Origin of the sequence: Arthrobacter sp. ISL-95 (genome assembly GCF_018613695.1) — a bacterium.
Classification (GTDB): Bacteria; Actinomycetota; Actinomycetes; order Actinomycetales; family Micrococcaceae; genus Arthrobacter.
Window position 1 is genome coordinate 33,121 of the sequence record NZ_JAGGPR010000001.1, and the last position, 25,949, is coordinate 59,069.

Genomic DNA, 25,949 nt, shown 5'->3' on the forward strand with positions numbered 1-25,949 from the left:
GGTAAAAACCAAGAAAGGCCGGTCCCGCTGGGACCGGCCTTTCTGCGTCATGGCCGCAGGCTACGGAATCCGGACCATGCCTTCCTGGGCCACGGTGGCAACATGCTGCCCTTCCCGGTTGAAGATACGTCCCGTGGCGAGTCCCCGGGCGCCCTGGGCGCTGGGGGATTCCTGGACGTAGAGCATCCACTCATCCACACGCACGGGACGATGCCACCACATGGCGTGATCGAGGCTGGCAACGCTCATCCCGGGCGTCATCCACGCCAGGCCGTGCTTACGGAGTATCGACTCCAGCAACGTGTAGTCGCTCGCATACGCCAGCGCTGCCCGGTGAAGGTTGGGGTCATCAGGCAGGGGACCTATGGTCTTCATCCACACTGCGTTGGTGGCTACGTGATCGGCGGGCGGTGACACGTACAGCGCCGGGTCGATGTGTCGGACGTCGAATGGCCGCTCCGAAGACATGTGCCGCGCCATGGGATGGTCGTAGTGGGATAGCAGCTCGGCCGTGCTGGGCAGGGATTCAGGATCGGGGATGCCTTCGGGCATCTGCGCCTGATGGTCCAAGCCGCTGTCCTCTACCTGGAAGGAAGCGATCATGGAGAGAATGGGCACACCGTCCTGGTAGGCGTGTACGCGGCGGGCGGAGAAAGACCGGCCGTCCCGAAGCCTCTCCACCCCGAAGGTGATGGGCTTGTTGGCGTCACCTGGACGCAGGAAGTAGCCGTGCATGGAGTGTGCCACCCGGTCCGGCTCCACGGTCCGCATGCCTGCAACCATGGACTGCGCCAGCACCTGGCCGCCGAAAACACGATGCCGGGGCTGCTTTTGGGACGGGCCCAGGAAGATGTCCTCATTGGTCCGGGCTCCGTCAAAATCACCAAGGTCCAGCAGGCTGATCAGCACTTCCATGGGGTCTTCTACGGGTGCTTCCACCTCGAGGCCAGCATTCGTCTCAGTCATGGTTCGACTTTAGACGCCGCCCCGACCCCTCTCAACCGGGGACATGCCGGTAGAGTCGATGATGTGACAGACGTCTTGACCCAGTCCTTCCGCTTCGCCGATCCCCGTGACCTCGCAGACCTGCGAACCTTTGTCACCAGGGCAAAAAGCATCGACGACGGCGCCATCCGCCTCCAGGCCGCGGGCACCGTCCTTGCCGCTTATGTGTGCGTGCTGAGGCCTCGCATCCTGGGCGAATCGACCCCCACCATCCTTGGCCTGAGGACCATGGCCCTCGCTGAGCCTGCCCACGCCGATGTCACCGTTACGCTCGCGTCCGTCCTGGACCGGTTGGCCCGGTCAGGGGTCGACGATGTGGAACTGCCCATCCCGCCGTCGACCGTTTCTGAGTCCTGGGCGGGGGTCGGCGCGCCCCGGACCGGGTGGGTACCCCAAGGATCAGTTTTGGACGCAGGCCTCAAGGCAGCTGCAGAGGCCGGCATCGCGGAGGTAGCCGGTGTCATTCCGGCGCTGGCGGGAGCTGCGGTGGTAAACACGGCCAGGGCGGCAGTGTGGGGCCGGGAGCTGCCCGGCCTGGACGAGCTGCCGGCAGGCGCTGCCTTCGCTGCCTTCGCGTTGGGTTTCCTGGGCGACGCCGAGCAGAAGGTCTTCCGCAATGGCCGCTGGTTCCGCCTGAGCGGACCCCGCGGCCATGTACTGGTCAGGACCGGGGCAGGCCTGGGACTCGGCTTCTAGAGACTAGGCGCCGGCTGAAGGGCTGTTGACCATGGTCAGCGCTGCCCGCTCCATGTAGTCCCACAGGGTGCCCTCATGCAGCGGCGAGAGCTCCAAAGAGTCCACGGCCGTCCGCATGTGGAACAACCAACGGTCCTTGGCTTCCGGGGTCACCCTGAATGGCATGTGGCGCATTCGCAGCCGTGGGTGGCCGCGTTCCTCGCCGTAAGTGGTGGGGCCGCCCCAATATTGCTCCAGGAACATGAGGAAGCGGCGCTTGGCCGGCCCGAGGTCTTCCTCGGGGTACATGGGCCGAAGCAAGGGGTCCGTGGCAACGCCGTCGTAAAAGGCGTCGATCAGCTTGACGAATGTCTCGTGCCCGCCAACTGCGGCGTAGAAGCTGTCCGTGTAGGCGGGCTGACTGAACGGATCGTTCTGCATCAGCTGGCGTCGGGGGCCGGTCTGCGGCGCCGGTGGCGGCCCACCTGCAGTGTTACTCATTGGACTTCTCCTCGGCTTTGGTGACGCGCGGTGCGCCTGCTGTGACGGGTGCAGCTACAGCGCCGTTTTGGTCGCTGGGGTCAGGTGTCTCCACCGGCACGTAGTCGCCTTGTGATCGGTTGCCCACGCGGAGGATTTCGCCGTTGCGCAGGTACCAGATGGCTCCGTCCTCAGCGCGGACCCTGGTAATGCGCAGGCCCACTGATTCAACGGTACCAATCACTTCGCTGGTTACAATTACGTCACCAATTCCATACTGGTCCTCAATGGTGATGAAGATTCCTGCGAGGAAGTCGCGAATCAATTGTTGGGCGCCGAAACCGATGGCAACACCAAGGATTCCTACGCTGGTCAGGAGCGGCGCGACGTCCACATTCATGTATTTGAGGACGTAGATGATGACGATCACCACTACCACGACGCTCACAAGGCTGGTCAGCAGTGTGCCGATGGTTTCGGCGCGCTGGGAGCGGCGTTCGTGATCCAGTGCGCGGATTGCGGGCTGCACCCATTTGAAGTGTGGCTTCTTGAAGAAAGAACTTCCCGCGGATACCCGCCGCGTGATGCGCAGGATGGTGAACCGTGCCACGATCCACACGGCCAGGCCTACGCCTACTGTGATGAGGATCGACATGAGGTCGATTTTTTCGGGTTCGATGTTGATCGTTTCCGCCAAGGGGATGGAGGTCAAGGTGGAATAGCTCCTTGTCGTCGGCCCGTGTTCGCCGGGCGCGGAACACTCTGTCCACCTATAACCCTAGCGCCGTAGCGTGACGGTATGCGCATCCTGGTCTTGGGCGGTACCGCCTTCCTGTCGGCAGAAATCGCACGGCAGGCCGTTGCTGCCGGACATGATGTCACCTGTTTGGCGCGGGGTACCTCAGCTGGCCCGCCCGACGGCGTCACCTGGGTGAGGGGCGACCGAGCCTTGGGTGCTGCGGCCTTCACGGACGTTGCCGGCGGTTGGGATGAGGTTGTGGACGTCTCCCGGGATCCCGTGCAGGCACGTGTGGCACTGGACGTGTTGGGGCCGGCGGCAGCTCATTGGACTTTCGTCTCCAGTTGCTCCGTGTATGCGGACCATTCGGTGCCCGGTGCGGACGAAAGCGCGGCACTTTTGGAGCCCTTGCCGGTTGGTCAGGCAGGCACCCCGGCAACCTATGGAGAGTCCAAGTCCGCGATTGAGCACATGACGCTTACAACCGTGGGGAATAAGGCCCACATCGTCCGCGCCGGCCTCATCGGCGGACCCGGGGATGGTACCGACAGATACGGCTACTGGCCGGCGCGATTCGCTGCGAACGCTGGCCCCGTGCTCGTTCCGGATATTCCGGATGACGCTACACAGATCATCGATGTCCGGGATCTCGCGGCCTGGATCCTGCAGTCCGCCGAAAAAGGACTCTCAGGTACCTTTAACGCCCTCGGAGATGTGGTTCGATTCGAGGACTACCTCGCGGAGTCACAGCGCGCGGCCGGAACACCAAAAGGAAACACGGACGCTGAGGACCTTGTCCGCGTTGATGAAGATTGGCTTGTGGGACACGGCATCGAATACTGGTCAGGACCGGATTCGCTGCCCCTCTGGCTGCCGGAAGGCCACGATGGCTTTCAGGCGCGGACCAACCGAGCGGCACGGGAGCGTGGCATGGCCCTGCGTCCATGGCAGGAGACTTTGGCGGCCACACTCGAGGATGAACGTCAGCGGGGCCTGGACAGGGACCGTAAAGCGGGACTGCGTCGTGAGACAGAACAGAGGCTTGTGGCACTCTGGCGGCTCGAACAGCGTTAGGCTGCGGCCGCCGTCGTCAGTGGTTCGTGGAGGACCGGGAAGTTGACGCTGCGGGCAATGAAGCACACTTGATTGGCTTCATGGTGAAGCTGTGGGACCAAATCTGCATGGGCGGGATCGGCAATGGTGACGTGCGGCTTCAGAGTGACGCTTTCGAACTGCCCGCTGCCGTCCCGGTTTAGCTTCATAAGGCCTTCGGCGTTGTCCTCATAGCCGGTTACTACCACCCCGTGCTTGACGGCCACATGGAGGAAGGACAACATGTGGCACTGCGAGAGGGCTGCCAGTAGCAATTGTTCCGGGTTGTACCGTGTCCGGTCCCCATGGAATGTGGGATCTGCGGAACCTTTCAACGTGGGAAGGCCACTGATCTCAACGTCATGATCCCGGGAGTACGCCCGATATCCGGCCGTGCCTTCGCCAAGGTTTCCGGTCCAGCGAACGGTCAGCGCGTAGTGGTGTTCGTTGAGGCCCATGCGGACAGTCTAGCCATGGAATGCCGGCTGCCCGCAGGGGCCTCAGGTGCTGCAGGGCTTAGGCGTCCGCTGCCCGTGCACGCAGGGCCCGGGCTACGCCGTCGCGGTTTTCCAGCATCATGCGGCGCAGTGCTGCGCTCTTCTGTGGAAGTCCGGCCAGGAATTCATCGGTGCGGTCCACCGTGGCTTGTGTCGTGAGTTGTGCCGGGTAGAGCCCTACCACGATCTGCTGGGCCAAGGCGTGTGTTCGTTCCTCGACGATTCCCGGGACGGCAGCGAAGTATTTCTCCGCGAAAGGCTCCAACAGGGCGGTGTCCGGAACTCGCATGAACCCGGCCACGGCTGAGGCTTGCAGGGCATTGGAGAGGTCTCCCTTGACCACGATTGCGTCCCAGGCTGCTGCCTTGGCAACAGGGGTGGGGATGGCTGCTTTGGCCAATGCTGCTGCATTTTGGCCTGTGGAAGTGTTGTCGCGTGTGAGCTCCTCATCAATACGGGCCTGGTCCTGCCGTCCACCGGCGACGAGTGCTGTAAGCAACTCCCAGCGCATGTCTTGATCGATGCTGAGGCCTTCGAGTGTTTCCGTGCCGTTCAGGAGGGCCTGAATACGGTCCATCTGCCCGCCGCTGCGTGCCAGCTGGGCATAGGACTTGGCGAATTGCAGTTGGGCATCCGAGCCCGCAGCAGCAGCGGATGCGAGCTCCCACAGCTTGTCTGCGGCTGCGATGGTGGTCTCGAGCTTGTGTTCTGCGGCTACGTAGTACGTCAGGGTGGTTGCGAGCTGACGCAGCTGGACCAGGATGACTGAAGAATCTGTTTCCGAAGCAATGTTCGCCAGAATCAGTTCCACGTAGCCGCGGGCAGGGGTTTCACCGTCGCGGGCAGCGTCCCAGGCCGAACCCCACACCAAGGTACGGGGCAGGCTGGTGGCGAAGTCCTTCAGGTGGGCTTTGGCAGTTGCCAGTGAGTGTTCATCAAGGCGGACCTTGGCGTAGGCGAGGTCGTCGTCGTTGAGCAGGATCAGGTCCGGCCGGGCCTTTCCAACCAAGGCGGCTACCTCGGTGCGGGGGCCATCGACGTCGAGTTCCTCGCGGTGGGTCCGTTCCAGCTTGCCGTCACCGGAGAGTGAGTAGAAGCCGACGGCGAGGCGGTGCGGGCGGAGGGTGGGCTGTTCATCGATTGCGGTCTGCAGGATCGCGAAACCGGTGATGGTGCCCTCGGCATCTACTGTCAGCTCCGGAGCCAGGGTGTTCACTCCGGCAGTTTCGAGCCACTGCTTTCCCCATGCGTCCAGGTCGCGGCCACTGGCTGCCTCGAGCTCCACCATGAGGTCGGCGAGCTCGGTGTTCTTCCAGGCATGCTTGGCGAAGTACGTGCGGACGCCGGCCATGAACTGTTCCGGGCCTACCCAAGCCACCAATTGGCGCAAGACCGAGGCGCCCTTGGCGTAGGTGATGCCGTCGAAGTTCACCTCAACGTCTTCGAGGTTGTTGATCTCGGCGAAGATCGGGTGGGTGGTGGGAAGCTGGTCCTGCTTGTACGCCCACGACTTTTCCACGGAAGCGAACGTTGTCCAGGCCTGGTGGAACTCCGTGTTCTCCACGGCGGCCAGGTGTGACATGTATTCGGCGAAGGATTCGTTGAGCCAGAGGTCGTTCCACCAGCGCATGGTCACCAGGTCCCCGAACCACATGTGCGCCAGTTCATGCAGGACCGTGATGGCACGGCGTTCAATCTGGGCGCCGGTGACCTTTCCCCGGAAGACATAGCCTTCCAGAATGGTCACGGCACCGGCGTTTTCCATGGCCCCGGCGTTGAACTCCGGAACAAACAGCTGATCGTATTTCTCGAACGGGTAGGGGAATCCGAATTGTTCCTCGAAGAACTCGAAGCCTTGGCGGGTCAGTTCGAAGATGTTGTCCGCGTCGAGGTACTGCATGAGTGACTTGCGGGCAAAAACTCCAAGCGGAATAACGCGGCCGTCGGAGCTGGTGACTTCGGAGCGGGTCGACTGGTACGGCCCGGCAATCAATGCCGTGATGTAGGAGGACAGACGAGGAGTGGAGTCGAACTTCCAAACCGAACGCGCCGTGCCGTCATCTGCAGCAGGCGCTTCAACCGGGACCGGCGTGGGGGAGTTGGAGGTCACGTCCCAATGCGACGGCGCCGTAACGGTGAACGTGAAGCTTGCCTTCAGGTCGGGCTGCTCAAAGACGGCGAACATGCGCCGGGAGTCGGGTACTTCGAACTGCGTGTAGAGGTAAACCTCGCTGTCAACAGGGTCAACAAAGCGGTGGAGGCCTTCGCCGGTGTTCATGTACGGAGCATCGGCCACCACCACCAGTTCGTTGTCCGCCGCCAGGTCCGGGAGCTGAATGCGGACGCCGTCGGAAACTTCCGAGGGGTCCAGTTCGCTGCCATTAAGGGTCACGCTGTGGACTGCCGCCGTGATGGCATCGATGAATGTGGACGAACCCGGCTCCGCAGAAAACCTGACAACGGTGGTGGAGCCGAAGGTTTCTGCTCCCTGGGTCAGGTCCAGGGTGACGTTGTACGAATCGACGTTGAGCAGTTCGGCGCGTTTCGCGGCTTCGTCGCGCGTAAGGTTCAGGCCTGGCAAGTGGTGCCTCCGAAGATTGGGATGGCCGGCCAGTCATGGCCGGACGCTGGTGTGAAGCCATTCTTTCACTGCGGGCCGGGAAGGCAAGGAGCGGGCACCACAGTGTCGCCCTAGGGAGTAGCGTTGGATCATGGCATCGTTCCGGGAAACCATCGATTTCCGTGCACTGAGGTTTGCGCTTGCCTTTCCGCTGCTGCTCGCCGTGGGGTTTGTGGTGTGCGCTCAGATGCTGCGCAACGACCTCCCCAATCCTGTTGCGGTGATGTGGAACGCCGACGGCGGCACCTCGTTCGCGCCGTTCGGCGCGTATGTAGCCGGAGGCGCTGCCCTCATCATCTTCTGCGGCTGGGCAGTCTTCCTCCAAGCGGTGTCATTAACCAGGCCGGTTGTTATGCGGCGCGTCATGATGGGCCTTGGCCTGACAGTGAGCCTCTTCATCACCTCGGTGGTGGCGGCCGGACTGGTGGGCCAATCCGGCCTGGCGGACGCGCGCGACTCCCACGTGGACCCGATTGTGCTGGCCATGGGCAGCGGCGCCGCCGTGGCTTTGGGTGTGGTGATGATGTTCGCGTTCAAGCCGGACCCGCGCTGGACCCGGGAGGATGACGTTGCACTCGAAGAAGAGTTGCGGCTTCTCGAGGATCCCGATCTCGCCCACGACACGCTCCGGCTGTGGGTGCATGCCCGGAGTTCCGTTTTCATCATGATCGTAGTCTCGGCGCTGTTCCCCGCCGCACTGATAGCGGTGGCTGTTCCTTGGCTCGGCGCTCTGGTTGCAGCGGCTGCGTTGGTCGGCGCTGGCTTCCTGTTCGCCAGGGTGCGGGCGGACAGGGGAGGGCTTCAAGTGTTCGCCGGCGGGATCGTGCGCGTCCTGACCGTCCCCGCCGTTGACATCGCTGCAGCAGCCCCCGCGGAGGTCAAGGCCGCAGATTATGGCGGGTGGGGCTGGCGGCACCACGACGACGCAACCGCGATGCTCGTTGGAAGCGGCCCGGCCGTCGTCGTAAGGAAACTTAATGGAGGCCGGGTGGCGCTCAGCGCAGGGACCCAGGCTTCGGCAGACAAACTCGCCGGAGTTCTCAACCGGGCGGCGCATCGGGCCCAGGGCGACGGGCAGGCCCAACACCCCGGGTAGCGGTACCCTAGGTAGCGCATCCCTCATCGTCGCGCCCGGCCACATGCCGTACCCGCCGCGCGCCAGAAAGAATGGACTTCCTGTGACTACACCCCGCGTCCACATCGCTACGGACCACGCCGGCATGGAACTCAGTGCCCACCTGGTCGGCCACCTCACGGCCAAGGGCTACGAAGTGGTGGATCACGGGCCCAAGGAGTACGACGCACTGGATGACTACCCTTCCTTCTGCATCAATGCCGGCCTTGCTGTAGTGGCGGACCAGAAAGCCGGCGTCCACGCTTTGGGCATCGTGCTGGGCGGCTCGGGCAACGGTGAACAGATTGCTGCGAACAAGGTCAACGGCGTTCGCGCCGCACTGGCTTGGAACCTCTCCACGGCAAAGTTGGCCCGCGAGCACAATGATGCCAACGTGGTAGCTGTTGGCGGACGCCAGCACACGGTCGAAGAAGCTACTGAACTCATTGAGGCCTTCCTGCAGGAACCGTTCAGCAACGATGAACGCCACGTTCGCCGCATCGGAAAAATTGCGGTGTATGAAACCACCGGCGAGATCGTTGAGTAGTGCCTGAGGGGCATTCTGTCCATAGGCTGGCCCGCCAATTCCAGGATGTTTTTGGGGGCCGGCGCTTGGACGTTTCCAGCCCGCAAGGCAGGTTTACTGCCGGCGCGGAGCTCCTCACCGGGCACATCATGGAGGACTCCATGGCCCACGGAAAGCAGCTCTTTCTCAGGTTTGACCATGAGCTCTTCCTTCACGTCCACTTGGGCCTCTACGGTGCCTGGAGTTTCGGTGGCGATGGTTCCTTTACGGGCGCGTCCAGCATCGGTGCTCCGCGTCGGATCGGCGAACGGGAAGCGGGACCTTCTTCCGACGCCGGTGAGTACACCGGCCCGCCCGCGCCCGTAGGTGCTGTGCGCGTCCGCTTGGTCTCAGACCATGGTTGGGCGGACCTCCGCGGTGCCACCACCTGTGCGGCAATAACGGCAGCGGAGGCCGCTGCCGTCTTGGCGCGTCTGGGCCCCGATCCGCTGCACAATCGTCAAGGCGACCGCAAGGAATTCATCCGCCGCCTGCGTCGCCGTAAGACAGCCGTGGCCCTGCTGCTGATGGACCAGTCCGTCCTGGCCGGCGTCGGCAACATCTACAGGGCCGAGGTACTGTTCCGGCAAGCAGTAGATCCTTGGACGCCGGGGAGCAGCATAGACGCCGAGACTGCTGGTCGCCTCTGGGATGACACCGTGGACAGCATGTCCGACGGCGTCCGGGATGGACGCATTGTTACAACGCCATCCGCGCTGTGGACAGGCGGCGGTGGTGTAGCGCCCGACGCCGATGCACACTTTGTTTATAAGCGGAACGGCCTGCCCTGCCGCACCTGCGGGACGCTCGTGGGGATGACGGAAATCGGTGCCCGCAAACTGTATTGGTGTCCGGGCTGCCAGGTGTAGGAATCCGTTCCTGGACAACGAGCTTCCAGACAAAAAAGGGCCCCGATCCGTGGATCGGGGCCCTTCTTATCGGAGGGGACGACGGGAATCGAACCCGCGTAATCAGTTTGGAAGACTGAGGCTTTACCATTAAGCTACGTCCCCAGGACGGATATCCTTGTTTCGGACATCTTCCCGGTGGCTGTTGAAGCCGGGTACAACTAAACCTAATTCCGGCGGCAGTGTCAAATGTGCATTCTTGGCTCACTTCCCCGTAGACTGTCCTGTGCGTTCGGGGTGTAGCTCAGCTTGGCTAGAGCGCCTGCTTTGGGAGCAGGAAGTCGCAGGTTCAAATCCTGTCACCCCGACTCTGTGTTTGTGTCCGCTTCAGGGACACGACAGAACCCCATACCCACAAATTCAGGAGTACTTAGACTGTGAAGAGCGCTGTCGAGAACCTCACCGCAACGCGGGTCAAGCTCAACGTCGAGGTTCCCTATGAGGAACTCAAGCCGAGCATCGATGCCGCGTACAAGACCGTTGCTTCGCAGATCCAGGTTCCCGGATTCCGCAAGGGCAAAGTTCCCTCCAAGCTGATCGACCAGCGCGTTGGCCGTGGCTATGTTCTGGAGACCGCCATCAACGATGGCCTCAACGGCTGGTACCAGGCCGCAGTTCAGGAAACGGGCGTTCGCCCCCTGAGCCGTCCCGAAGTTGAAATCACCGAGGTTCCGGACCCGTCCGCAACCGATGGCGAGCTCAAGTTCCAAGTGGAGATCGATGTCCGCCCCGAGATCGAGCTGCCCGACTACGCCGGCATCAAGGTTGAGGTTGCCGCTGCTGAGTCTTCCGAAACCGACGTCGACAAAGCGCTGGACGAATTGCGGGGCCGTTTCGGCACGCTGAAGTCCGTTGAGCGTCCTGCCAAGAACGACGACTTCCTGACCATCGACATCACCGCCACGATTGATGGCGAAGACATCGATTCCGCTTCCGGCCTTTCTTACCAGGTTGGTGCAGGCACCATGCTTGAAGGCCTCGATGAAGCCGTGACCGGCCTCTCTGCCGACGAGGAAGCTATCTTCGAGACCACGCTGGTTGGCGGCGACCACGCCGGCGAATCCGCACAGGTGAAGGTTGGTGTCAAGGCGGTCAAGGAGCGCGAGCTTCCCGAGGCAGATGACGACTTCGCGCAGCTTGCCTCCGAGTTCGACACCCTTGCCGAACTCCGTGAGGACCTCGCCAAGCAGGCAGCCGACTCCAAGGTAGTGGAGCAGGGCGTCGAAGCCCGCGACAAGGTTCTGGACAAGCTCGTTGAGCTTGTTGAGGTTCCGGTCCCGGACTCCGTAGTTGAAGAGCAGATCGAAGCTCACTTCAACCCGGAGAACGCACACGGTGAAGGTGACCACGACACCGAGGAACACCGCGCCGAGGTCAAGGCCAACTCTGAGCGCGCCTTCCAGAACGAGATCATCCTTGACGCCATCGCTGACAAGGAAGAAGTGGACGTCAGCCAGAACGAGCTGATCGACTACATCGTCACCACTGCCAGCCAGTACGGCATGGACCCCAACCAGTTCGCCCAGATCATTGATCAGAGCGGCCAGGTTCCCATGATGGTTTCCGAGGTTCGCCGCCGGAAGGCCCTGGCCGTTGTGCTGGGCCAGGCCGAGGTAGTGGACTCCGAGGGCAACAAGGTTGACCTCACCGACTTCGTCCGCCCTGCAGGCGAAGCAGCGACCGAAGAGGCTGCAGCTGTTGAAGCAACCGAAGATGCTGAAGTTGCTGCAAGCGACGACCCCGCAGCAGTGAAGTTCTAGTCAACGACTCCAACCGGCCCCGGATCACATGATCCGGGGCCGGTTTGCTTTAAGCCCTGAACGGACACGTGCGCCGTCAGCGAACAGTGCGATTTCGGCGAACAAATCGCCCGTGAAAACGGTTAGTGTCCAAGTAGTGAAGTTCAGTGAGGTCACTGGCACCAGCGAGAGGTAAGTACTTATGTCACAGCAATCAGAGGCTCCCCGGATGGCAACTGTCGATCCCGCAGCCCAGGACAACTACATCTACAACCGCCTGCTGAAAGAGCGCATCATCTGGCTCGGCTCTGAAGTCCGTGACGAGAACGCCAACGCCATTTGCTCTCAGCTCCTCCTCCTCTCGGCCGAAGACCCGGAGAAGGACATCTACCTGTACATCAACTCCCCGGGTGGCTCCGTAACGGCCGGCATGGCCATTTACGACACCATGCAGTTCATCCCGAACGATGTGGTCACCGTGGCAACCGGCCTGGCAGCATCCATGGGCCAGTTCCTCCTGTCCTCCGGCACCAAGGGCAAGCGTTATGCAACGCCCAACGCCCGCATCCTGATGCACCAGCCCTCGGGCGGCATCGGCGGTACGGCCTCGGACATCAAGATCCAGGCTGAACTGATCCTGCACATGAAGAAGGTCATGGCCGAACTCACGGCAGAGCAGACCGGGCAGTCCGTGGAAACCATCCTCAAGGACAACGACCGCGACAAGTGGTTCACGGCCGCTGAAGCCCTGGAGTACGGCTTCTTCGACAAGATCTCGGCGCACGCCGGTTCTGTTGCAGGTGGCGGCGGAACGGCCAACCAGTCGAACTCCGAAAACTAACCGGCACAAAGAACCACTGAAACCCCAGGAGTAAAGAACATGAACTACAACTTCGGATGGTCTGCCGGTAATCTCCCGTCCAGCCGTTACGTCCTGCCCCAGTTCGAGGAGCGCACGCCCTACGGCTTCAAGCGCCAGGACCCGTACACCAAGCTGTTCGAGGACCGCATCATCTTCCTCGGCGTCCAGGTGGACGATGCTTCCGCTGACGACATCATGGCCCAGCTGCTGGTCCTCGAATCCACGGATCCGGACCGCGACATCACCCTGTACATCAATTCGCCGGGTGGCTCGTTCACGGCCATGACGGCCATTTATGACACCATGCAGTACATTCGTCCGGAAATTCAGACGGTGTGCCTTGGACAGGCAGCCAGTGCAGCTGCAGTCCTGCTTGCCGCTGGTACGCCCGGTAAGCGACTGGCCCTGCCGAACGCCCGCGTCTTGATCCACCAACCGGCGCTTTCCGGTGGCCAGGGCGGACAGGCGTCTGACCTGGAGATCCAGGCCGCGGAAGTCATGCGCATGCGCACCTGGCTTGAAGACACGTTGGCGCACCACTCGGGCCGTACGTCCGAGCAGGTCAACAACGACATCGAGCGAGACAAGATCCTCACCGCTGCGGATGCCCTGAGCTACGGTCTCATCGACCAGGTTCTGGACTCCCGGAAGATCAAGCCCCAGGCAATCACCCGGTAGTGCACGGATTTGAACGCCGGTGCGGTTCACGAAATATGGACCGCACCGGCGTTCTGTTTCCACCCAAGCAGCCCATTGTGACCTAGAGTGGATGTTGTCACGGTGGCGCCAACCGCGGCGCAGCCGCACACTTGAGTACGGCGCGGAGCCGCATCACCCGCATGCAACGAAGGGATTCACACATGGCTCGGATTGGCGAGAGCACGGATCTGCTGAAGTGTTCTTTCTGCGGAAAGAGCCAGAAGCAGGTACGGAAGCTGATTGCCGGGCCCGGTGTCTACATCTGCGATGAGTGCATCGAGCTTTGCAACGAGATCATCGAGGAAGAACTCGCTGAAGTTTCCGATCTCGGTAGTTTTGAACTGCCCAAGCCTCGTGAGATCTTCGACTTCCTGCAGGAATACGTGATCGGCCAGGAACCGGCAAAACGTTCGCTGGCGGTAGCTGTCTACAACCACTACAAGCGTATCCAAGCAGGTCACGCACCCAAGGCCGGCAGCCTCGGCGAGGGATCGCACCACGAGGATGTGGAGATCGCCAAGTCCAACATCCTTCTGATCGGCCCTACAGGCTGCGGAAAGACTTACCTCGCCCAGACACTGGCCCGCCGGCTCAACGTGCCGTTCGCCGTAGCTGACGCCACTGCCCTGACGGAGGCCGGCTATGTTGGCGAGGATGTAGAGAACATCCTGCTCAAGCTCATCCAGGCCGCTGACTATGATGTCAAAAAGGCCGAGCAAGGCATCATCTACATCGATGAGATCGATAAGATCTCCCGTAAGAGTGAAAACCCGTCCATCACGCGCGATGTATCAGGCGAAGGTGTGCAGCAGGCACTCCTGAAGATCCTCGAAGGTACTGTGGCCTCCGTTCCACCCCAGGGCGGCCGGAAGCACCCCCACCAGGAATTTATCCAGATCGACACCACCAACGTTCTCTTCATTGTGGCTGGTGCCTTCGCCGGGCTGGAAGACATCATTGGTTCGCGGTCCGGGCGTAAGGGCATCGGCTTCGGTGCGCCGCTCAACGAGGCCCGGGACAACGTTGACACTTACGGCGAAGTCATGCCGGAGGACTTGCTCAAGTTCGGCCTCATCCCGGAATTCATCGGACGGCTCCCCGTGATCACCACAGTCTCCAGCCTGGACCGGCCAGCGTTGATTCAGATCCTTTCCACGCCAAAGAACGCGTTGGTCAAGCAATACCAGAAGATGTTCCAGCTCGATGGCGTGGAGTTGCAGTTCGAGGACGACGCCTTGGACGCCATTGCGGACCAAGCCCTTGAGCGTGGCACGGGCGCACGTGGCCTCCGGGCCATCATGGAAGATGTACTGCTGCCCGTCATGTTTGATCTTCCCAGCAGGGATGACATCGCAACTGTGGTAATCACGGCCGACGTCGTGGCAAAGACAGCACAGCCCACCATGATCGCCCACGACGTGGTGGCCAAGCGCCGGAATAAGTCGGCCTAGCCTCCTGTTGGCCTAAACAGGACGTGGTTCCCTTTGGGGCCGCCGTCATGTCGCTTTCACACCCTTCAGAGGAGTTACCTGTGCCCGAACAGATCGTGTCCGAAGAGAACGTCAACAAGGCCGATTTCTGGTTCGACCCCGTCTGCCCGTTTGCATGGATCACCTCGCGCTGGATTGGTGAAGTGGAGCAGGTTCGGGGCATAGGGACCGAGTGGCACGTCATGAGCCTCTCAGTGCTCAATGAGGGCCGCGACCTTGCCGAGGACTACCGGGCCATGATGGATGACAGCTGGGGCCCCGTTCGCGTGATCATCGCTGCCCGGGAACTCCACGGCAGCAGCTACGTAAAGCCGTTGTACGACGCCATGGGGGAGCAGATCCACCACGAGGGCAACAAGGACCGTGCTTCGGTGATCCGGAAGGCCCTCGCCGAGACCGGACTTCCAGCTGACCTGGCACGGTTCGCAGACTCGGACGAATACGATGCCCAGTTGCGAGCCAGCCACGAGGCCGGTATTTCGTTGGTTGGCCAGGACGTTGGAACGCCCGTAGTAGCTGTCAACGGCACGGCGTTCTTCGGTCCGGTCCTGACTCGTATTCCCCGGGGTGAGGAAGCCGGAAAGGTTTGGGACGCCACGGTGACGCTTGCCGGCTACCCCCATTTCTTCGAGCTCAAGCGCAGCCGGACTGAAAGCCCCGAATTCAACTAGCGGTGAACCTCTACTTGAGGAACCGCGAAGTACGCCGGTCGGCGAGGATCTTCCCGTTGGTCTGGCATGTGGCGCAATACTGAAGTGACGTGTCCGCGAAGGACACCTCACGGACGGTATCCCCGCACACCGGGCAGGGCTGGCCGGTTCTGGCATGCACCCTGAAGTTGCTGCGCTTAGTGTCCTTAAGCTCGCTGGAGGGTTTGCCGGCTGCCGCGTTGACGGCACCCACCAGGACTTCCTGCATGGCTTCATAAAGCCGGGCCACTGTTGCTTGGTCAAGGGACTTGGCGGTGGCAAAGGGTGAAATCCTGGCGGCGTGGAGAATCTCATCACTGTAGGCGTTGCCGATTCCGGCGATCACGCTCTGGCTGCGCAGGAGGCCTTTGATCTGCTGAGAGCTAGACCCGACGATGGCTGCAAGTGCATCGAGATCAAAATCGGGGCTGAGGGGCTCCGGTCCCAGCGTGGCTATGCCCGGAACATCCTGCGGATCCTTCACCACGTAGATCGCAAGGCTTTTCTTGGTTCCCGCTTCGGTCAGGTCCACGCCGATGTGGACGTCGTCGGCCGGCCGGTGGAGCAAAAGCCGTGCCGAGATGTTGCTTTTGCCCATGCGCAGCCCGGCAGAGGACGGGTGTTCGGTGTATCTGACCCAGCCGGCTTTGGCCAGGTGGAAAACAAAGAACAGGCCATCGGCGTCGAGGCACACGAACTTGCCGATGCGTTGTGCACCAAGAATGGTCCGGCCTTCGAGCGCCGTGAAGGGGGGATCCGCCGTCTTGAGTGCAGAGAAGGAGTTGATGCGGACCTCGGTCAGCACGGCTCCATGGAGTTGGTTGTCCAAGTACATGCACAGGCCGTGCACTTCGGGGAGTTCCGGCATGGTCAATACTCTGCCACAGGTGGCCGTTCAAAGGCACGGGAACTACAAGTTTGTAGTTCGTTCGAAGGCCTTGTGCATCATCGTCGACGGGACAACAATGGTTCTTACCCACTTCGAAAGAAGAGGGACACGGAAACCAAAGATTCAGTGATTGCAACCAACGCAGCCTTTGGCAAAGTTGGAAGCAACCTACCAGTGATGAGGTAGGAAGACCTGAAATTCCAAGGATTCCGCCAGACTGTCCAGTCATCACCAGACAGCCGAAAAGTCGAAGCCCCACCAACGGCAAAACGCTGATGGGGCTTCCCCTTTTGCCCAAAATCTTTCGCCCAAAAAAGGGCCGTGGGCTACGTCTGGGACGCAGGCAGTTCCTCGACGGGTGCCAGCTCCACATCGCTGACTGTCAGCTCGCCATCACCGGATTGGAGAGTGATCTCCTTTGCGTTGGCGGCGGCCTTGAGGTCACCAAGGCCGGCCTTCAACTGAGCCACCAATACGTCCGAAGCGGTAATGGATGCAGACAAAACCTCGGTGCGCTGCTTGACCTTTGCCTCGGACTTGGCCTTGCGGATACCGCTGAGTGCAATGCCCACGGTGCCGAGCATGGTGGTGTCACCATCGGTGATCTCCAAGGCTGCGGGCCACGCGGCACGGTGAACTGATCCGGTCCGCCACCAACCCCAGACCTCTTCGGTTGCGAAGGGCAGGAACGGCGCGAACAGGCGCAAGAGCGAGTCCAGGGTTGTGGCCAAAGCGGCCAGGACGGAGGCCTGCTCGGAGTCACCGGCGGCACCGTACGCGCGGTCCTTGACGAGTTCCACGTAGTCATCGGTGAACTGCCAGAAGAACGACTCGGTGATCTGGAGAGCGCGGGCGTAGTCGTAGTTCTCGAACGCCTTGGTGGACTGGGCAACGACGTCGGACAGTTGGGCCAGAAGTGCCCGGTCCAGCGGGTTGGTCAGCACGGACAGGTCAGAGGTCACCACTGAGTTCTCGGTGGCGCCGAGGTTCAGCACAAACTTCGAAGCGTTCAGCAATTTGATGGCCAGGCGGCGGCCGATCTTCATCTGGGCGATCTCGTAGGCCGTGTCAGCACCTAGCTTCGCTGATGCTGCCCAATAGCGGACGGCGTCCGAACCGTACTCGTTCAGCACATCAGTGGGAACAACAACGTTGCCCTTGGACTTGGACATCTTTTTGCGGTCCGGGTCAAGGATCCAGCCGGAGATGGCCGCATGCTTCCACGGGGCGCTGTTCTGCAGGGCGTCCGCGCGAACGGCAGAGGAGAACAGCCAAGTGCGGATGATGTCGTGTCCCTGCGGGCGGAGATCGAACGGGTAGACCTTGGAGAACAGTTCCTCGTCGCGGCTCCAGCCACCCACAATCTGGGGGGTCAGAGATGACGTTGCCCAGGTGTCCAGCACATCGGCGTCGCCGGTGAAGCCGTTGGCCTGGTCGCGCTCCGATTCCTCGAATCCGGGAGCAGCATCCGCGGCAGGGTCAACGGGAAGCATCTCGTCCGAAGGCAGGATGGGGTTGTCGTAGTCCGGGTTGCCTTGGGCGTCCAGCGGGTACCAGACGGGGATGGGCACGCCGAAGAAGCGCTGGCGGGATACGAGCCAGTCACCGTTGAGGCCGGCGATCCAGTTCTCGTAGCGGGAACGCATGAACGCGGGGTGGAAGGTGATTTCCTGTCCGCGGCCGATCAGGCGTTCGCGGCGTTCCTCGTCGCGGCCACCGTTGCGGATGTACCACTGCCGGGAGGTAACAACTTCCAGGGGCTTGTCACCCTTTTCGAAGAAGTTCACCGGGTGGGTGATCTTCTTCGGCTCGCCGTCCAGCAGATCCGCTGCCTTGAGCAGTTCAACCACTGCCTCCTTGGCGGAGAAGGCGGTCTTTCCGGCGATCGCGGCGTAAGCTTCCTTGCCGGCGTCGGTGGTGATCCATTCAGGGGTATCGGCAATGATGCGGCCGTCGCGGCCCATGATGGCGCGGGTGGGAAGCTGCAGTTCGCGCCACCAAGTGACATCGGTCAGGTCACCGAAAGTACACACCATTGCAATGCCGGAGCCTTTGTCCGCTTTGGCGAGGGGGTGTGCCTTGACTTCAAGCTCCACATCGAAGAGCGGAGACTTCACCGTCTTGCCAAAGAGCGGTTGGTACCGTTCGTCGTCGGGGTTTGCCACCAGTGCAGCGCAGGCAGCGAGCAGTTCCGGGCGGGTGGTCTCGATGAAAATCTTCCCGCCGTCTTCGGTTAAGAAGGGGTAGCGGTAGTAGGCGCCGGCGACTTCGCGGTCCTCAAGCTCAGCCTGGGCAACAGCGGTACGGAACGTCACATCCCACAGAGTGGGTGCCTCGGCCATGTAGGCATCACCGGCAGAGAGGTTCGCGAGGAAGGCACGCTGGGAAACCGCACGTGAGGTGTCGTCAATGGTGCGGTAGGTAAGGTCCCAGTCCACGGACAAGCCAAGGGTTTGGAACAGGTTCTCGAAGACCTTTTCGTCCTCAACGGCGAGTTCTTCACACAGTTCGATGAAGTTCTGGCGCGAAACGACGTCGAAATCGCGCTGGTTCTTGGCTGGCTGTGCGGGAGGCGTGTAGTCGGCTTTGTAGGGGATGGCGGGATCGCAACGCACACCGTAGTAGTTCTGGACGCGGCGCTCGGTGGGCAAGCCGTTGTCATCCCATCCCATGGGGTAGAAGACGTTCTTGCCGGTCATGCGCATGTAGCGGGCCTGGACATCAGTCTGGGTGAAGGAGAACATGTGGCCCACGTGGAGCGAGCCGGATGCCGTGGGCGGGGGAGTGTCGATCGAGTAGACCTGCTCCCGGGTGGTGTCCGGGTTGAACTTGTAGGTTCCTTCATTCAGCCAGCGCTGCGTCAGGGCAGCCTCAAGGCCTTCAAGGGCCGGCTTGTCGGGAACGTTGATGGGGGCGGTGGCGGGCGTGTCTGTACCCTGCGTTGATTCAGCCATGGGTCAATTGTTTCATGGCCTGGCGTTACAGCCCGCCCGTCAGGGGACCCGGCACCCCGGATAAGGTAGTTCCATGACTTTGGCAGCGCACAACACACCTTCCGGACAGAATGCAGGGAACAACAAGTCGGCGGTGGTCACTGGTGCCAGCACCGGTATTGGTGAGGCCACGGTGAAGGCGCTGGTCTCCGCCGGGTGGAAGGTCTTTGCCGTAGCGCGTCGGGCAGACAGGCTCAATGCCTTGGAAGCGACTACCGGTGCGGTGCCGTTCCCGGCTGACATCACGGCCGACGACGACGTCGCGGCCTTGCTCGCGGCGGTCACCGAAGCCGGAGGTGCCGACACCCTCATCAACATCGCCGGCGGCGCACGCGGGGCGGACACCATCGCCAATGCTGACACTGAAGATTGGGATTGGATGTACCAGGTCAACGTCCTGGGCACCATGAAGATCACCCGGGCCTTCCTGCCCATGCTGCGGGAACACGGCGAAGGAACCGTCCTGAACCTGACATCCACGGCTGGGCTGTCAGCCTACGAAGGCGGCGCGGGCTACAACGCAGCAAAGTTTGCCCAGCACGCCATGACCAACGCCCTGCGCCTGGAAGAGGTGGGCAACAACGTCCGCGTCATTGAAGTGGCTCCCGGGCTGGTGCAGACCGAAGAGTTCGCACTGAACCGCCTCGGCGACAAAGACGCAGCGGCGAAGGTTTACGCCGGGGTGGAGAAGCCATTGACCGCCGAGGACGTGGCAGGTGTAGTGGCTTACTCAGTCTCGTTGCCGCACCACATCAACCTGGACCAGATTGTGATCCGCCCCGTGGCGCAGGCGGCAAACCACAAATTGATCCGAAAAGACAGCTAGCCGGCCGGGACGCTCAGAGTGGCCATGATGGCCGCGTGGTCTGAACCCCGCACCTTGTGGACCGCGTAGTCACTGCTGCCGATACCGGGCGAAGTGACCATATGGTCGAGCACTACGCCCGGAAGGGGTAGCCCTTCCATGGGCCAGGTGGGTGAGAAACGTGCTCCGGACGCTGTCCCGACGTCGACGAGCTTCCTGCCTTCCTGCTGACCGGTCCGGGTTTCCTGCCGGCTCAGGGCAGTATCAAGCATTGCCCGGAACTCTGAGTGATCGTAGGTGGCGTTGTAGTCGCCCATCAGCAACTGATTTCCCGACCGGGACCCTTGGCGGGCCACTTTGTCCACGTCACTTCGCCACTGATCGATTCGCTCATCGACGGGTGGAAGGGCATGGACGTTGGTTAGGTTCAGCGCCGCCGTGGACCCGACCCCAGGGTCCGTGATCAGTACCCGCGTGACGTCCATACGGAACGGGGTATCCGGGAGAAGTCCAACGGCCTCGAGGGGGAACACCGAGTACACGGCTCCACCGGACGCGTCGTCATTGGGGGCACTGATCCGGTTGGGCAACAACTCATCCAAACCCTCGGACGTCAAATGATCCTCCAGCCCTTGGGTATGTTCCTGAATGGCCAAGAGCTGTATTCCGTTGGACCGGACCATCTCCACCACAGAGGCGGCGTCCGCTTCCCCGTATTCAGAGTTCAGGCTCATCACTTTCAGCGGCACCGTTGCTGTGCCGGCGGGTATTGCTTCCGGCTTTCCGGCGTCCAGGGGGAACAGCCAAAACAGCTGCACTGCCAACAGCGCCGCCGTCGTGATAATGACCCAAAGCCTCCGCCCCACCACAGCAAGCACCAGGGCAAGCGCTGCCGGAAGCACCAACCACGGGGTGAAGGACAGCAACTGCACCACGATTAGGGGCCATTCCACCGGAATCGCCCGGAAGATCGAAACCCCGGACACGGGCAGTGCGGCAAGCAGCGCCAACACCGACCACCCCAGGGAAGCGCGGCGAGGCGCAGGGCGGGTTTCCGTCACGGCAGGCGCGGGGTGTGTCATGGCCTGAGTCTATGCAACCCTGCGCGCACCCGTACTCCATCCATAGGATGAACCCCCGGGTAGAGCAGGCGCCCCACTGCCGCTAGACTTGGGGGACCAGCTTTGACCCGGCCATCACCGGTGAGCTTCCGGAAGAACAGCACCAACCATCTGCAAGGTGGCCAGCGCCCAGTAGAACCGGACGGGTAAGCCCGTCACAGCAGTAATGAGAGGCCGGCGCCGGCAGTCATCCCTTTACCCGGGGAGGCCATGGTTCCGGTAAGTGAGGTGGTACCGCGGTACCGGTGTGATGCAGATCAGACCGAAGCCGTCCTCGCATCCTGACAGTCAACCAGCTATCACAGGATATGAGATGACCCACTACCCCAAGGCCTCAGCGTCTTCTTCCGGCACGCACGGCGTGTCCGCTTCCGTGAAGTTCCCGGAAATCGAAGAGCGCATCCTCAAATACTGGGATGAAGACGGCACCTTCCAGGCCAGCATCGACCAACGGGATGCCGGCAAGGACGGCAGCAACGAGTTCGTCTTTTACGATGGCCCTCCCTTCGCCAACGGCCTCCCGCACTACGGCCACCTCCTGACCGGCTACGCCAAGGACCTCGTAGGCCGCTACCAGACCCAACGCGGCAAGCGGGTGGAGCGGCGCTTCGGCTGGGACACGCATGGCCTCCCCGCTGAACTCGAAGCCATGAAGCAGCTGGGCATGACCGACAAGACCCAGATCGAAGCTATGGGCATCGACAAATTCAACGATGCCTGCCGCGCCTCCGTCATGAAGTACGCCAACGAGTGGAAGGCCTACGTCACGCGCCAGGCCCGCTGGGTGGACTTCGAGAACGACTACAAGACGCTCAATGTCGAGTACATGGAGTCCGTGCTCTGGGCCTTCAAGCAGCTGCACCAGAAGGGTCTTACTTACAACGGTTACCGCGTCCTCCCGTACTGCTGGAAGGACGAGACCCCGCTGTCCAACCATGAACTCCGCATGGACGACGACGTCTACAAGAACCGTCAGGACCAGACGGTCACTGTCACGTTCCCCGTCAAAGCAGGGGACTCCGAACTCTCCAAGGCGCTTGCCGGAGTCCAGGCGCTCGCCTGGACCACCACGCCCTGGACGTTGCCCACCAACCTGGCGCTCGCCGTCGGGCCTGAGATCTCCTATGCCGTTCTGCCCGCCGGCCCCAACGGCGTCAAGGCCGCTTCCGCTGAAGCGCCGGTGACCGGCAGCTTCCTGCTGGCAACTGACCTCGTGGGGTCCTATGCCAAGGATCTGGGGTACGACGACGACGCTGCCGCCGCTGCCGCTGTGGTGTCCACCCACACAGGCACCGAGTTGGCGGGCCTCGAGTATGAACCGCTCTGGGATGACTTTGCCGATGCCGAGAAGTACGGCACCCAGAATGCGTGGCGTTTCCTGGTGGCCGACTACGTCACCACCACCGACGGTACGGGCATCGTTCACCAGGCTCCGGCCTACGGTGAGGATGACCAGAAGGTCTGTGAAGACGCCGGCATCCCTGTGGTCCTGTCCGTTGACGAGGGTGCCAAATTCCTGCCCCTGTTTACTCACGGCGAGCTTGCCTCGATCGTTGGCCTTCAGGTTTTCGAAGCCAACAAGCCCATCACCCAGGTGCTCCGCGCCGACGGACGCCTGGTCCGCCAAGCCAGCTACGAGCACAGCTACCCGCACTGCTGGCGTTGCCGGAACCCCTTGATCTACCGCGCCGTGTCCTCCTGGTACGTGGAAGTCACCAAGTTCAAGGACCGCATGTCCGAGTTGAACCAGGAGATCAACTGGATCCCGGGCAACGTTAAGGACGGCCAGTTCGGAAAGTGGCTGGACAACGCCCGCGACTGGTCCATCAGCCGCAACCGGTACTGGGGTTCGCCCATCCCCGTGTGGCAGTCTGACGACCCCGAGTACCCGCGCACCGATGTCTACGGATCCCTGGCCGATCTCGAAGCCGACTTCGGCCGGCTCCCGATGAACAATGAAGGTCAGGTTGACCTGCACCGGCCGTTCATTGATGAGCTGACACGTCCCAATCCGGACGACCCCACAGGCAAGTCCACCATGCGCCGTGTGGAAGACGTTCTTGATGTTTGGTTCGACTCCGGATCCATGCCGTACGGCCAGGTTCACTACCCGTTCCAGAACGAGGAGTGGTTCGACACCCACAACCCGGCGGACTTCATCGTGGAGTACATCGGACAGACACGCGGCTGGTTCTACATGCTGCACATTCTCTCTACCGCGCTGTTTGACCGCCCGGCGTTCCGCAATGTGATCAGCCACGGCATCGTGCTCGGTTCCGACGGCCAGAAGATGTCCAAGAGCCTGCGCAACTACCCGGATGTCTCCGAGGTCCTGGATCGCGACGGCTCTGACGCCATGCGCTGGTTCCTCATGTCCAGCCCCATCCTTCGCGGCGGCAACCTTGTGGTCACTGAACAGGGCATACGCGACGGCGTCCGCCAGGTCATCCTGCCGCTGTGGAATGTGTACAGCTTCTTCACGCTCTATACGAACGCTGCAAACGGCGGTTCGGGGTACGAAGCAAAGCTCCGCTATGACGGCTACGCCGACACCTTGGATCAGTACCTGCTGGCCAATACCGGGGACCTGGTCCGAAATGTCACCGCAAGCCTGGACAGCTACGACATTTCCGGAGCCTGCGATGAACTGCGCAGCTACCTGGACATGCTCACCAACTGGTACGTCCGCCGCAGCCGTCAGCGCTTCTTCGATGAGAACGTTGACGCCTTCGATGCCCTTTACACGGCCCTCGAAGCGGTGTGCCGTGTATCTGCCTCCTTGCTGCCGTTGGTCACCGAGGAGATCTGGCGTGGGCTGACGGGTGGCCGTTCCGTCCACCTGGCGGACTGGCCAGACGCTTCGCTGTTCCCGTCAAACCCGCAACTGGTTGAAGCAATGGATCGCGTCCAGCAGATCTGCTCCACCGGCTCCAGCCTTCGGAAGGCCGCGAACCTGCGCGTGCGCTTGCCGTTGCAGGAACTGACTGTGGTGGCACCTGGTGCAGATGCGCTCGAAGGCTTTGCCGCCGTCGTCGCCGATGAACTGAACCTCCGTTCGGTCCGCCTCCTGGACGCTGCGACTGCCTCGCCTGAGGAGTTCGGCATCGAGCAGAAACTTGTGGTCAACGCCCGTGCTGCTGGTCCGCGCCTTGGCAAGAACGTGCAGCAGGCCATCAAGGGTTCCAAGTCCGGCGATTGGTCCGTCAGTGACGCCGGTGTGGTGGTGGCCGGCGGCCTCGAGCTCGAACCGCAGGAATACACGCTTGAGACGGTGGTGGCGGACTCAGCCGACGGCGGTAGCTCGGCTGTTGCTGTTCTGCCCGGCGGCGGTTTCGTGGTCCTGAACACCGAGGTTACTCCGGAACTTGCGGCCGAGGGGTTGGCTCGTGACATGGTCCGCGCCATCCAGCAGGCCCGCAAGGACGCCGGACTCAAGGTGAGCGACCGCATCCGTACTTCCGTTGAGGCCGCGCAGGACGTGGTGGATGCCCTGGAAGCCAACTCTGAGCTCGTCAAGACCGAAACTCTGACGTTGGAACTGGAGGTTCTGCTGGCTGGCGTCGACGAACCGCAGGTCACCGTCGCAAAGGCAGGGGCCTGATCCATGACTGATGAATTCTCGGTTGAAAGCGTGTACGCCGAACTTCTGGGGCGTGCCCCGGAAAACAAGATGGAACCGCGCCTTGCTCCGTTGTTCCGTGCCATGGACGTACTGGGGGAGCCGAACAAGGCATACCCGATCATCCACATCACGGGTACCAACGGAAAAACGTCCACGGCCCGCATGATCGAGGCCGGACTGCGGGCTCATGGGCTGAGCACTGGCCGTTACACCAGCCCGCACCTGTCCAAGGTGACCGAGCGGATCAGCATTGACGGCGAACCTGTACCGGACGCAACGTTCGTCCGCATCTGGGATGAGATCCGTCCCTACCTGGAAATAGTGGACAGCGAGCTTGTTGCCGAGGACCAGCCGCGGCTGACCTATTTCGAATGCCTGACCATTCTGGGGTTCGCGGTGTTCGCGGACCAGCCTGTTGATGTTGCCGTCATGGAAGTCGGCCTGGGGGGCATCACCGATGCCACCAACGTGGGGGATGGCCAAGTCTCCGTGATCACGCCGATTTCGCTGGACCACACGGATCTTCTGGGTGACACCACTGAGGACATTGCCTACGAGAAGTCCGGCATCATCAAACCCGGCGGCTTCCTGGTCAGCGCGGCTCAACCGGTGGACGCTGCCCAGGTCCTGTTGGAGAAAGCCCGCGAAGTGGACGTGCCGTTCCGTTTCGAAGGCGTCGAATTTGGTGTCGAGTCCCGCAGCGTTGCCGTTGGTGGACAGGTCCTGACCATTCAGGGACTCGCCGGACGCTACGAAGACCTGCTGCTGCCGCTACATGGTGCGCACCAGGCCGAAAACGCAGCTGTCGCCGTCGCCGCCTTGGAAGCATTCTTCGGTGGGGGAGAGAAGGAACTCGACGCCGAGGTTCTCAAGGAAGCCTTTGGCTCGGTAACTTCGCCCGGCCGGCTCGAAGTAGTTCGCACTGCGCCCACCGTGGTGGTGGACGCTGCGCACAATCCGGACGGCATCCGCGTCTCCTCCGAAGCGATCCTGGAGGCCTTCAGCTTCAGCAAGCTGGTAGTGGTGGTTGGCGTTCTGCGGGAGAAGGATGCCGAGGAGATCCTCAAGACCCTGAAAGAGTCCTTGGGCGGACTGGCTGAGGAGTTCTGCTTCACCCAATCCAACTCCGCCCGCGCCGTTCCGGCAGCGGAACTGGCCGAACTCGCCGTCGATCTCGGCTTCGGCGAGGACAACGTCCACATCGCCGAGAAATTGGACGATGCCCTGGAGTGGGCCGTGGAGCGTGCCGAATCCAATGATGACCTTTCAGGCGGCGTCCTGGTGACGGGTTCCATTACGGTGGTGGCCGAGGCACGGATCCTTCTCGGAAAGGCGAGTGCCTAGC

The 25,949-nt window shown here is 61.9% G+C and carries 21 protein-coding genes and 2 tRNA genes; 14 read left to right on the top strand and 9 right to left on the bottom strand.

Features of this window, described 5'->3' with window-relative positions; translation table 11 throughout:
* Positions 1 to 60 precede the first annotated feature (60 nt).
* Positions 61 to 966: an acyl-CoA thioesterase II gene (locus tag J7I86_RS00195; protein WP_214814742.1), complete on the bottom strand. Its 906-nt coding sequence runs from the start codon at positions 964 to 966 to the stop codon at positions 61 to 63.
* A 63-nt stretch (positions 967 to 1,029) separates the two neighbouring features.
* Between J7I86_RS00195 and J7I86_RS00200 the strand changes: the two genes are divergently transcribed.
* Positions 1,030 to 1,701 carry a hypothetical protein gene (locus J7I86_RS00200; protein ID WP_214814744.1) on the top strand — a complete coding sequence of 224 codons (672 nt, stop codon included), beginning with the start codon at positions 1,030 to 1,032 and terminating at the stop codon, positions 1,699 to 1,701.
* A gap of 3 nt (positions 1,702 to 1,704) precedes the next feature.
* Here J7I86_RS00200 and J7I86_RS00205 read toward each other — a convergent pair whose 3' ends face one another.
* Entirely contained in the window at positions 1,705 to 2,181 is a 477-nt protein-coding gene (locus J7I86_RS00205) for a globin (RefSeq protein WP_286179074.1), read from the bottom strand.
* A complete protein-coding gene (locus tag J7I86_RS00210; RefSeq protein ID WP_214814746.1) occupies positions 2,174 to 2,872 on the bottom strand; it encodes a mechanosensitive ion channel family protein in 699 nt (232 codons plus the stop codon). Before J7I86_RS00210 ends, J7I86_RS00205 begins: the two co-directional genes overlap by 8 nt.
* Positions 2,873 to 2,959: 87 nt before the next feature.
* Here J7I86_RS00210 and J7I86_RS00215 point away from each other — a divergent pair, with 87 nt between their 5' ends.
* A complete protein-coding gene (locus J7I86_RS00215) occupies positions 2,960 to 3,973 on the top strand; it encodes an NAD-dependent epimerase/dehydratase family protein (protein ID WP_214814748.1) in 1,014 nt (337 codons plus the stop codon).
* On the opposite strand, the gene J7I86_RS00220 is transcribed toward J7I86_RS00215, so the two are convergent.
* Together J7I86_RS00220 and pepN are read right to left on the bottom strand one after the other, a co-directional pair.
* The gene (locus tag J7I86_RS00220) at positions 3,970 to 4,449 is read right to left on the bottom strand and encodes an OsmC family protein (RefSeq protein ID WP_214814750.1); all 480 of its coding nucleotides are present in this window, start codon (positions 4,447 to 4,449) and stop codon (positions 3,970 to 3,972) included. The genes J7I86_RS00215 and J7I86_RS00220 overlap by 4 nt on opposite strands.
* 58 nt (positions 4,450 to 4,507) lie before the next feature.
* Positions 4,508 to 7,069 carry an aminopeptidase N gene (gene pepN / locus J7I86_RS00225; RefSeq protein ID WP_214814752.1) on the bottom strand — a complete coding sequence of 854 codons (2,562 nt, stop codon included), beginning with the start codon at positions 7,067 to 7,069 and terminating at the stop codon, positions 4,508 to 4,510.
* A 130-nt stretch (positions 7,070 to 7,199) separates the two neighbouring features.
* Here pepN and J7I86_RS00230 point away from each other — a divergent pair, with 130 nt between their 5' ends.
* From J7I86_RS00230 to J7I86_RS00240, 3 genes are read left to right on the top strand one after another with little or no spacing between them, the layout of a single operon-like run.
* On the top strand, positions 7,200 to 8,204 hold the full coding sequence (locus J7I86_RS00230) for a hypothetical protein (protein WP_214814754.1): 1,005 nt from the start codon (positions 7,200 to 7,202) through the stop codon (positions 8,202 to 8,204).
* A 43-nt stretch (positions 8,205 to 8,247) separates the two neighbouring features.
* Positions 8,248 to 8,769 (top strand): ribose-5-phosphate isomerase, encoded by a 522-nt coding sequence (locus tag J7I86_RS00235; RefSeq protein ID WP_214814756.1) that lies wholly within the window; start codon positions 8,248 to 8,250, stop codon positions 8,767 to 8,769.
* Complete coding sequence (locus J7I86_RS00240; RefSeq protein WP_214814758.1) at positions 8,769 to 9,656, top strand: Fpg/Nei family DNA glycosylase; 888 nt, start codon at positions 8,769 to 8,771, stop codon at positions 9,654 to 9,656. The genes J7I86_RS00235 and J7I86_RS00240 overlap by 1 nt, the downstream gene beginning before the upstream one ends.
* Before the next feature lie 73 nt (positions 9,657 to 9,729).
* Here J7I86_RS00240 and J7I86_RS00245 read toward each other — a convergent pair.
* Positions 9,730 to 9,800 (bottom strand) — tRNA-Gly (locus J7I86_RS00245).
* Positions 9,801 to 9,928: 128 nt separating this feature from the next.
* On the opposite strand from J7I86_RS00245, the gene J7I86_RS00250 reads away from it, so the two are divergent.
* From J7I86_RS00250 to J7I86_RS00275, 6 genes are all read left to right on the top strand, one after another.
* Positions 9,929 to 10,003: transfer RNA gene (locus J7I86_RS00250), tRNA-Pro, on the top strand.
* A 69-nt stretch (positions 10,004 to 10,072) separates the two neighbouring features.
* Positions 10,073 to 11,455 carry a trigger factor gene (gene tig, locus J7I86_RS00255; RefSeq protein WP_214814760.1) on the top strand — a complete coding sequence of 461 codons (1,383 nt, stop codon included), beginning with the start codon at positions 10,073 to 10,075 and terminating at the stop codon, positions 11,453 to 11,455.
* A 208-nt stretch (positions 11,456 to 11,663) separates the two neighbouring features.
* Positions 11,664 to 12,275: an ATP-dependent Clp protease proteolytic subunit gene (locus J7I86_RS00260; RefSeq protein WP_017200592.1), complete on the top strand. Its 612-nt coding sequence runs from the start codon at positions 11,664 to 11,666 to the stop codon at positions 12,273 to 12,275.
* 39 nt (positions 12,276 to 12,314) lie between these two features.
* Complete coding sequence (locus tag J7I86_RS00265; protein WP_024816918.1) at positions 12,315 to 12,974, top strand: ATP-dependent Clp protease proteolytic subunit; 660 nt, start codon at positions 12,315 to 12,317, stop codon at positions 12,972 to 12,974.
* A 182-nt stretch (positions 12,975 to 13,156) separates the two neighbouring features.
* Positions 13,157 to 14,446 (top strand): ATP-dependent Clp protease ATP-binding subunit ClpX, encoded by a 1,290-nt coding sequence (clpX, locus tag J7I86_RS00270; RefSeq protein WP_062069254.1) that lies wholly within the window; start codon positions 13,157 to 13,159, stop codon positions 14,444 to 14,446.
* Between the two features lie 47 nt (positions 14,447 to 14,493).
* Entirely contained in the window at positions 14,494 to 15,156 is a 663-nt protein-coding gene (locus tag J7I86_RS00275; protein ID WP_396019833.1) for a DsbA family protein, read from the top strand.
* 10 nt (positions 15,157 to 15,166) lie between these two features.
* Here the strand turns inward: J7I86_RS00275 and J7I86_RS00280 are convergent, their stop codons facing one another.
* Both J7I86_RS00280 and valS read right to left on the bottom strand, forming a co-directional pair.
* Complete coding sequence (locus tag J7I86_RS00280; protein WP_214814762.1) at positions 15,167 to 16,042, bottom strand: Fpg/Nei family DNA glycosylase; 876 nt, start codon at positions 16,040 to 16,042, stop codon at positions 15,167 to 15,169.
* A gap of 347 nt (positions 16,043 to 16,389) precedes the next feature.
* The gene (gene valS, locus J7I86_RS00285; protein ID WP_214814764.1) at positions 16,390 to 19,017 is read right to left on the bottom strand and encodes a valine--tRNA ligase; all 2,628 of its coding nucleotides are present in this window, start codon (positions 19,015 to 19,017) and stop codon (positions 16,390 to 16,392) included.
* Positions 19,018 to 19,090: 73 nt separating this feature from the next.
* Between valS and J7I86_RS00290 the strand changes: the two genes are divergently transcribed.
* A complete protein-coding gene (locus tag J7I86_RS00290; protein WP_214814766.1) occupies positions 19,091 to 19,882 on the top strand; it encodes an SDR family oxidoreductase in 792 nt (263 codons plus the stop codon).
* Here J7I86_RS00290 and J7I86_RS00295 read toward each other — a convergent pair.
* A complete protein-coding gene (locus tag J7I86_RS00295; RefSeq protein WP_214814768.1) occupies positions 19,879 to 20,943 on the bottom strand; it encodes an endonuclease/exonuclease/phosphatase family protein in 1,065 nt (354 codons plus the stop codon). The genes J7I86_RS00290 and J7I86_RS00295 overlap by 4 nt on opposite strands.
* A 352-nt stretch (positions 20,944 to 21,295) precedes the next feature.
* Here J7I86_RS00295 and ileS point away from each other — a divergent pair, with 352 nt between their 5' ends.
* A complete protein-coding gene (ileS, locus tag J7I86_RS00300) occupies positions 21,296 to 24,583 on the top strand; it encodes an isoleucine--tRNA ligase (protein ID WP_214814770.1) in 3,288 nt (1,095 codons plus the stop codon).
* A gap of 3 nt (positions 24,584 to 24,586) precedes the next feature.
* On the top strand, positions 24,587 to 25,948 hold the full coding sequence (locus tag J7I86_RS00305) for a folylpolyglutamate synthase/dihydrofolate synthase family protein (protein WP_214814772.1): 1,362 nt from the start codon (positions 24,587 to 24,589) through the stop codon (positions 25,946 to 25,948).
* Position 25,949: the final 1 nt, after the last annotated feature.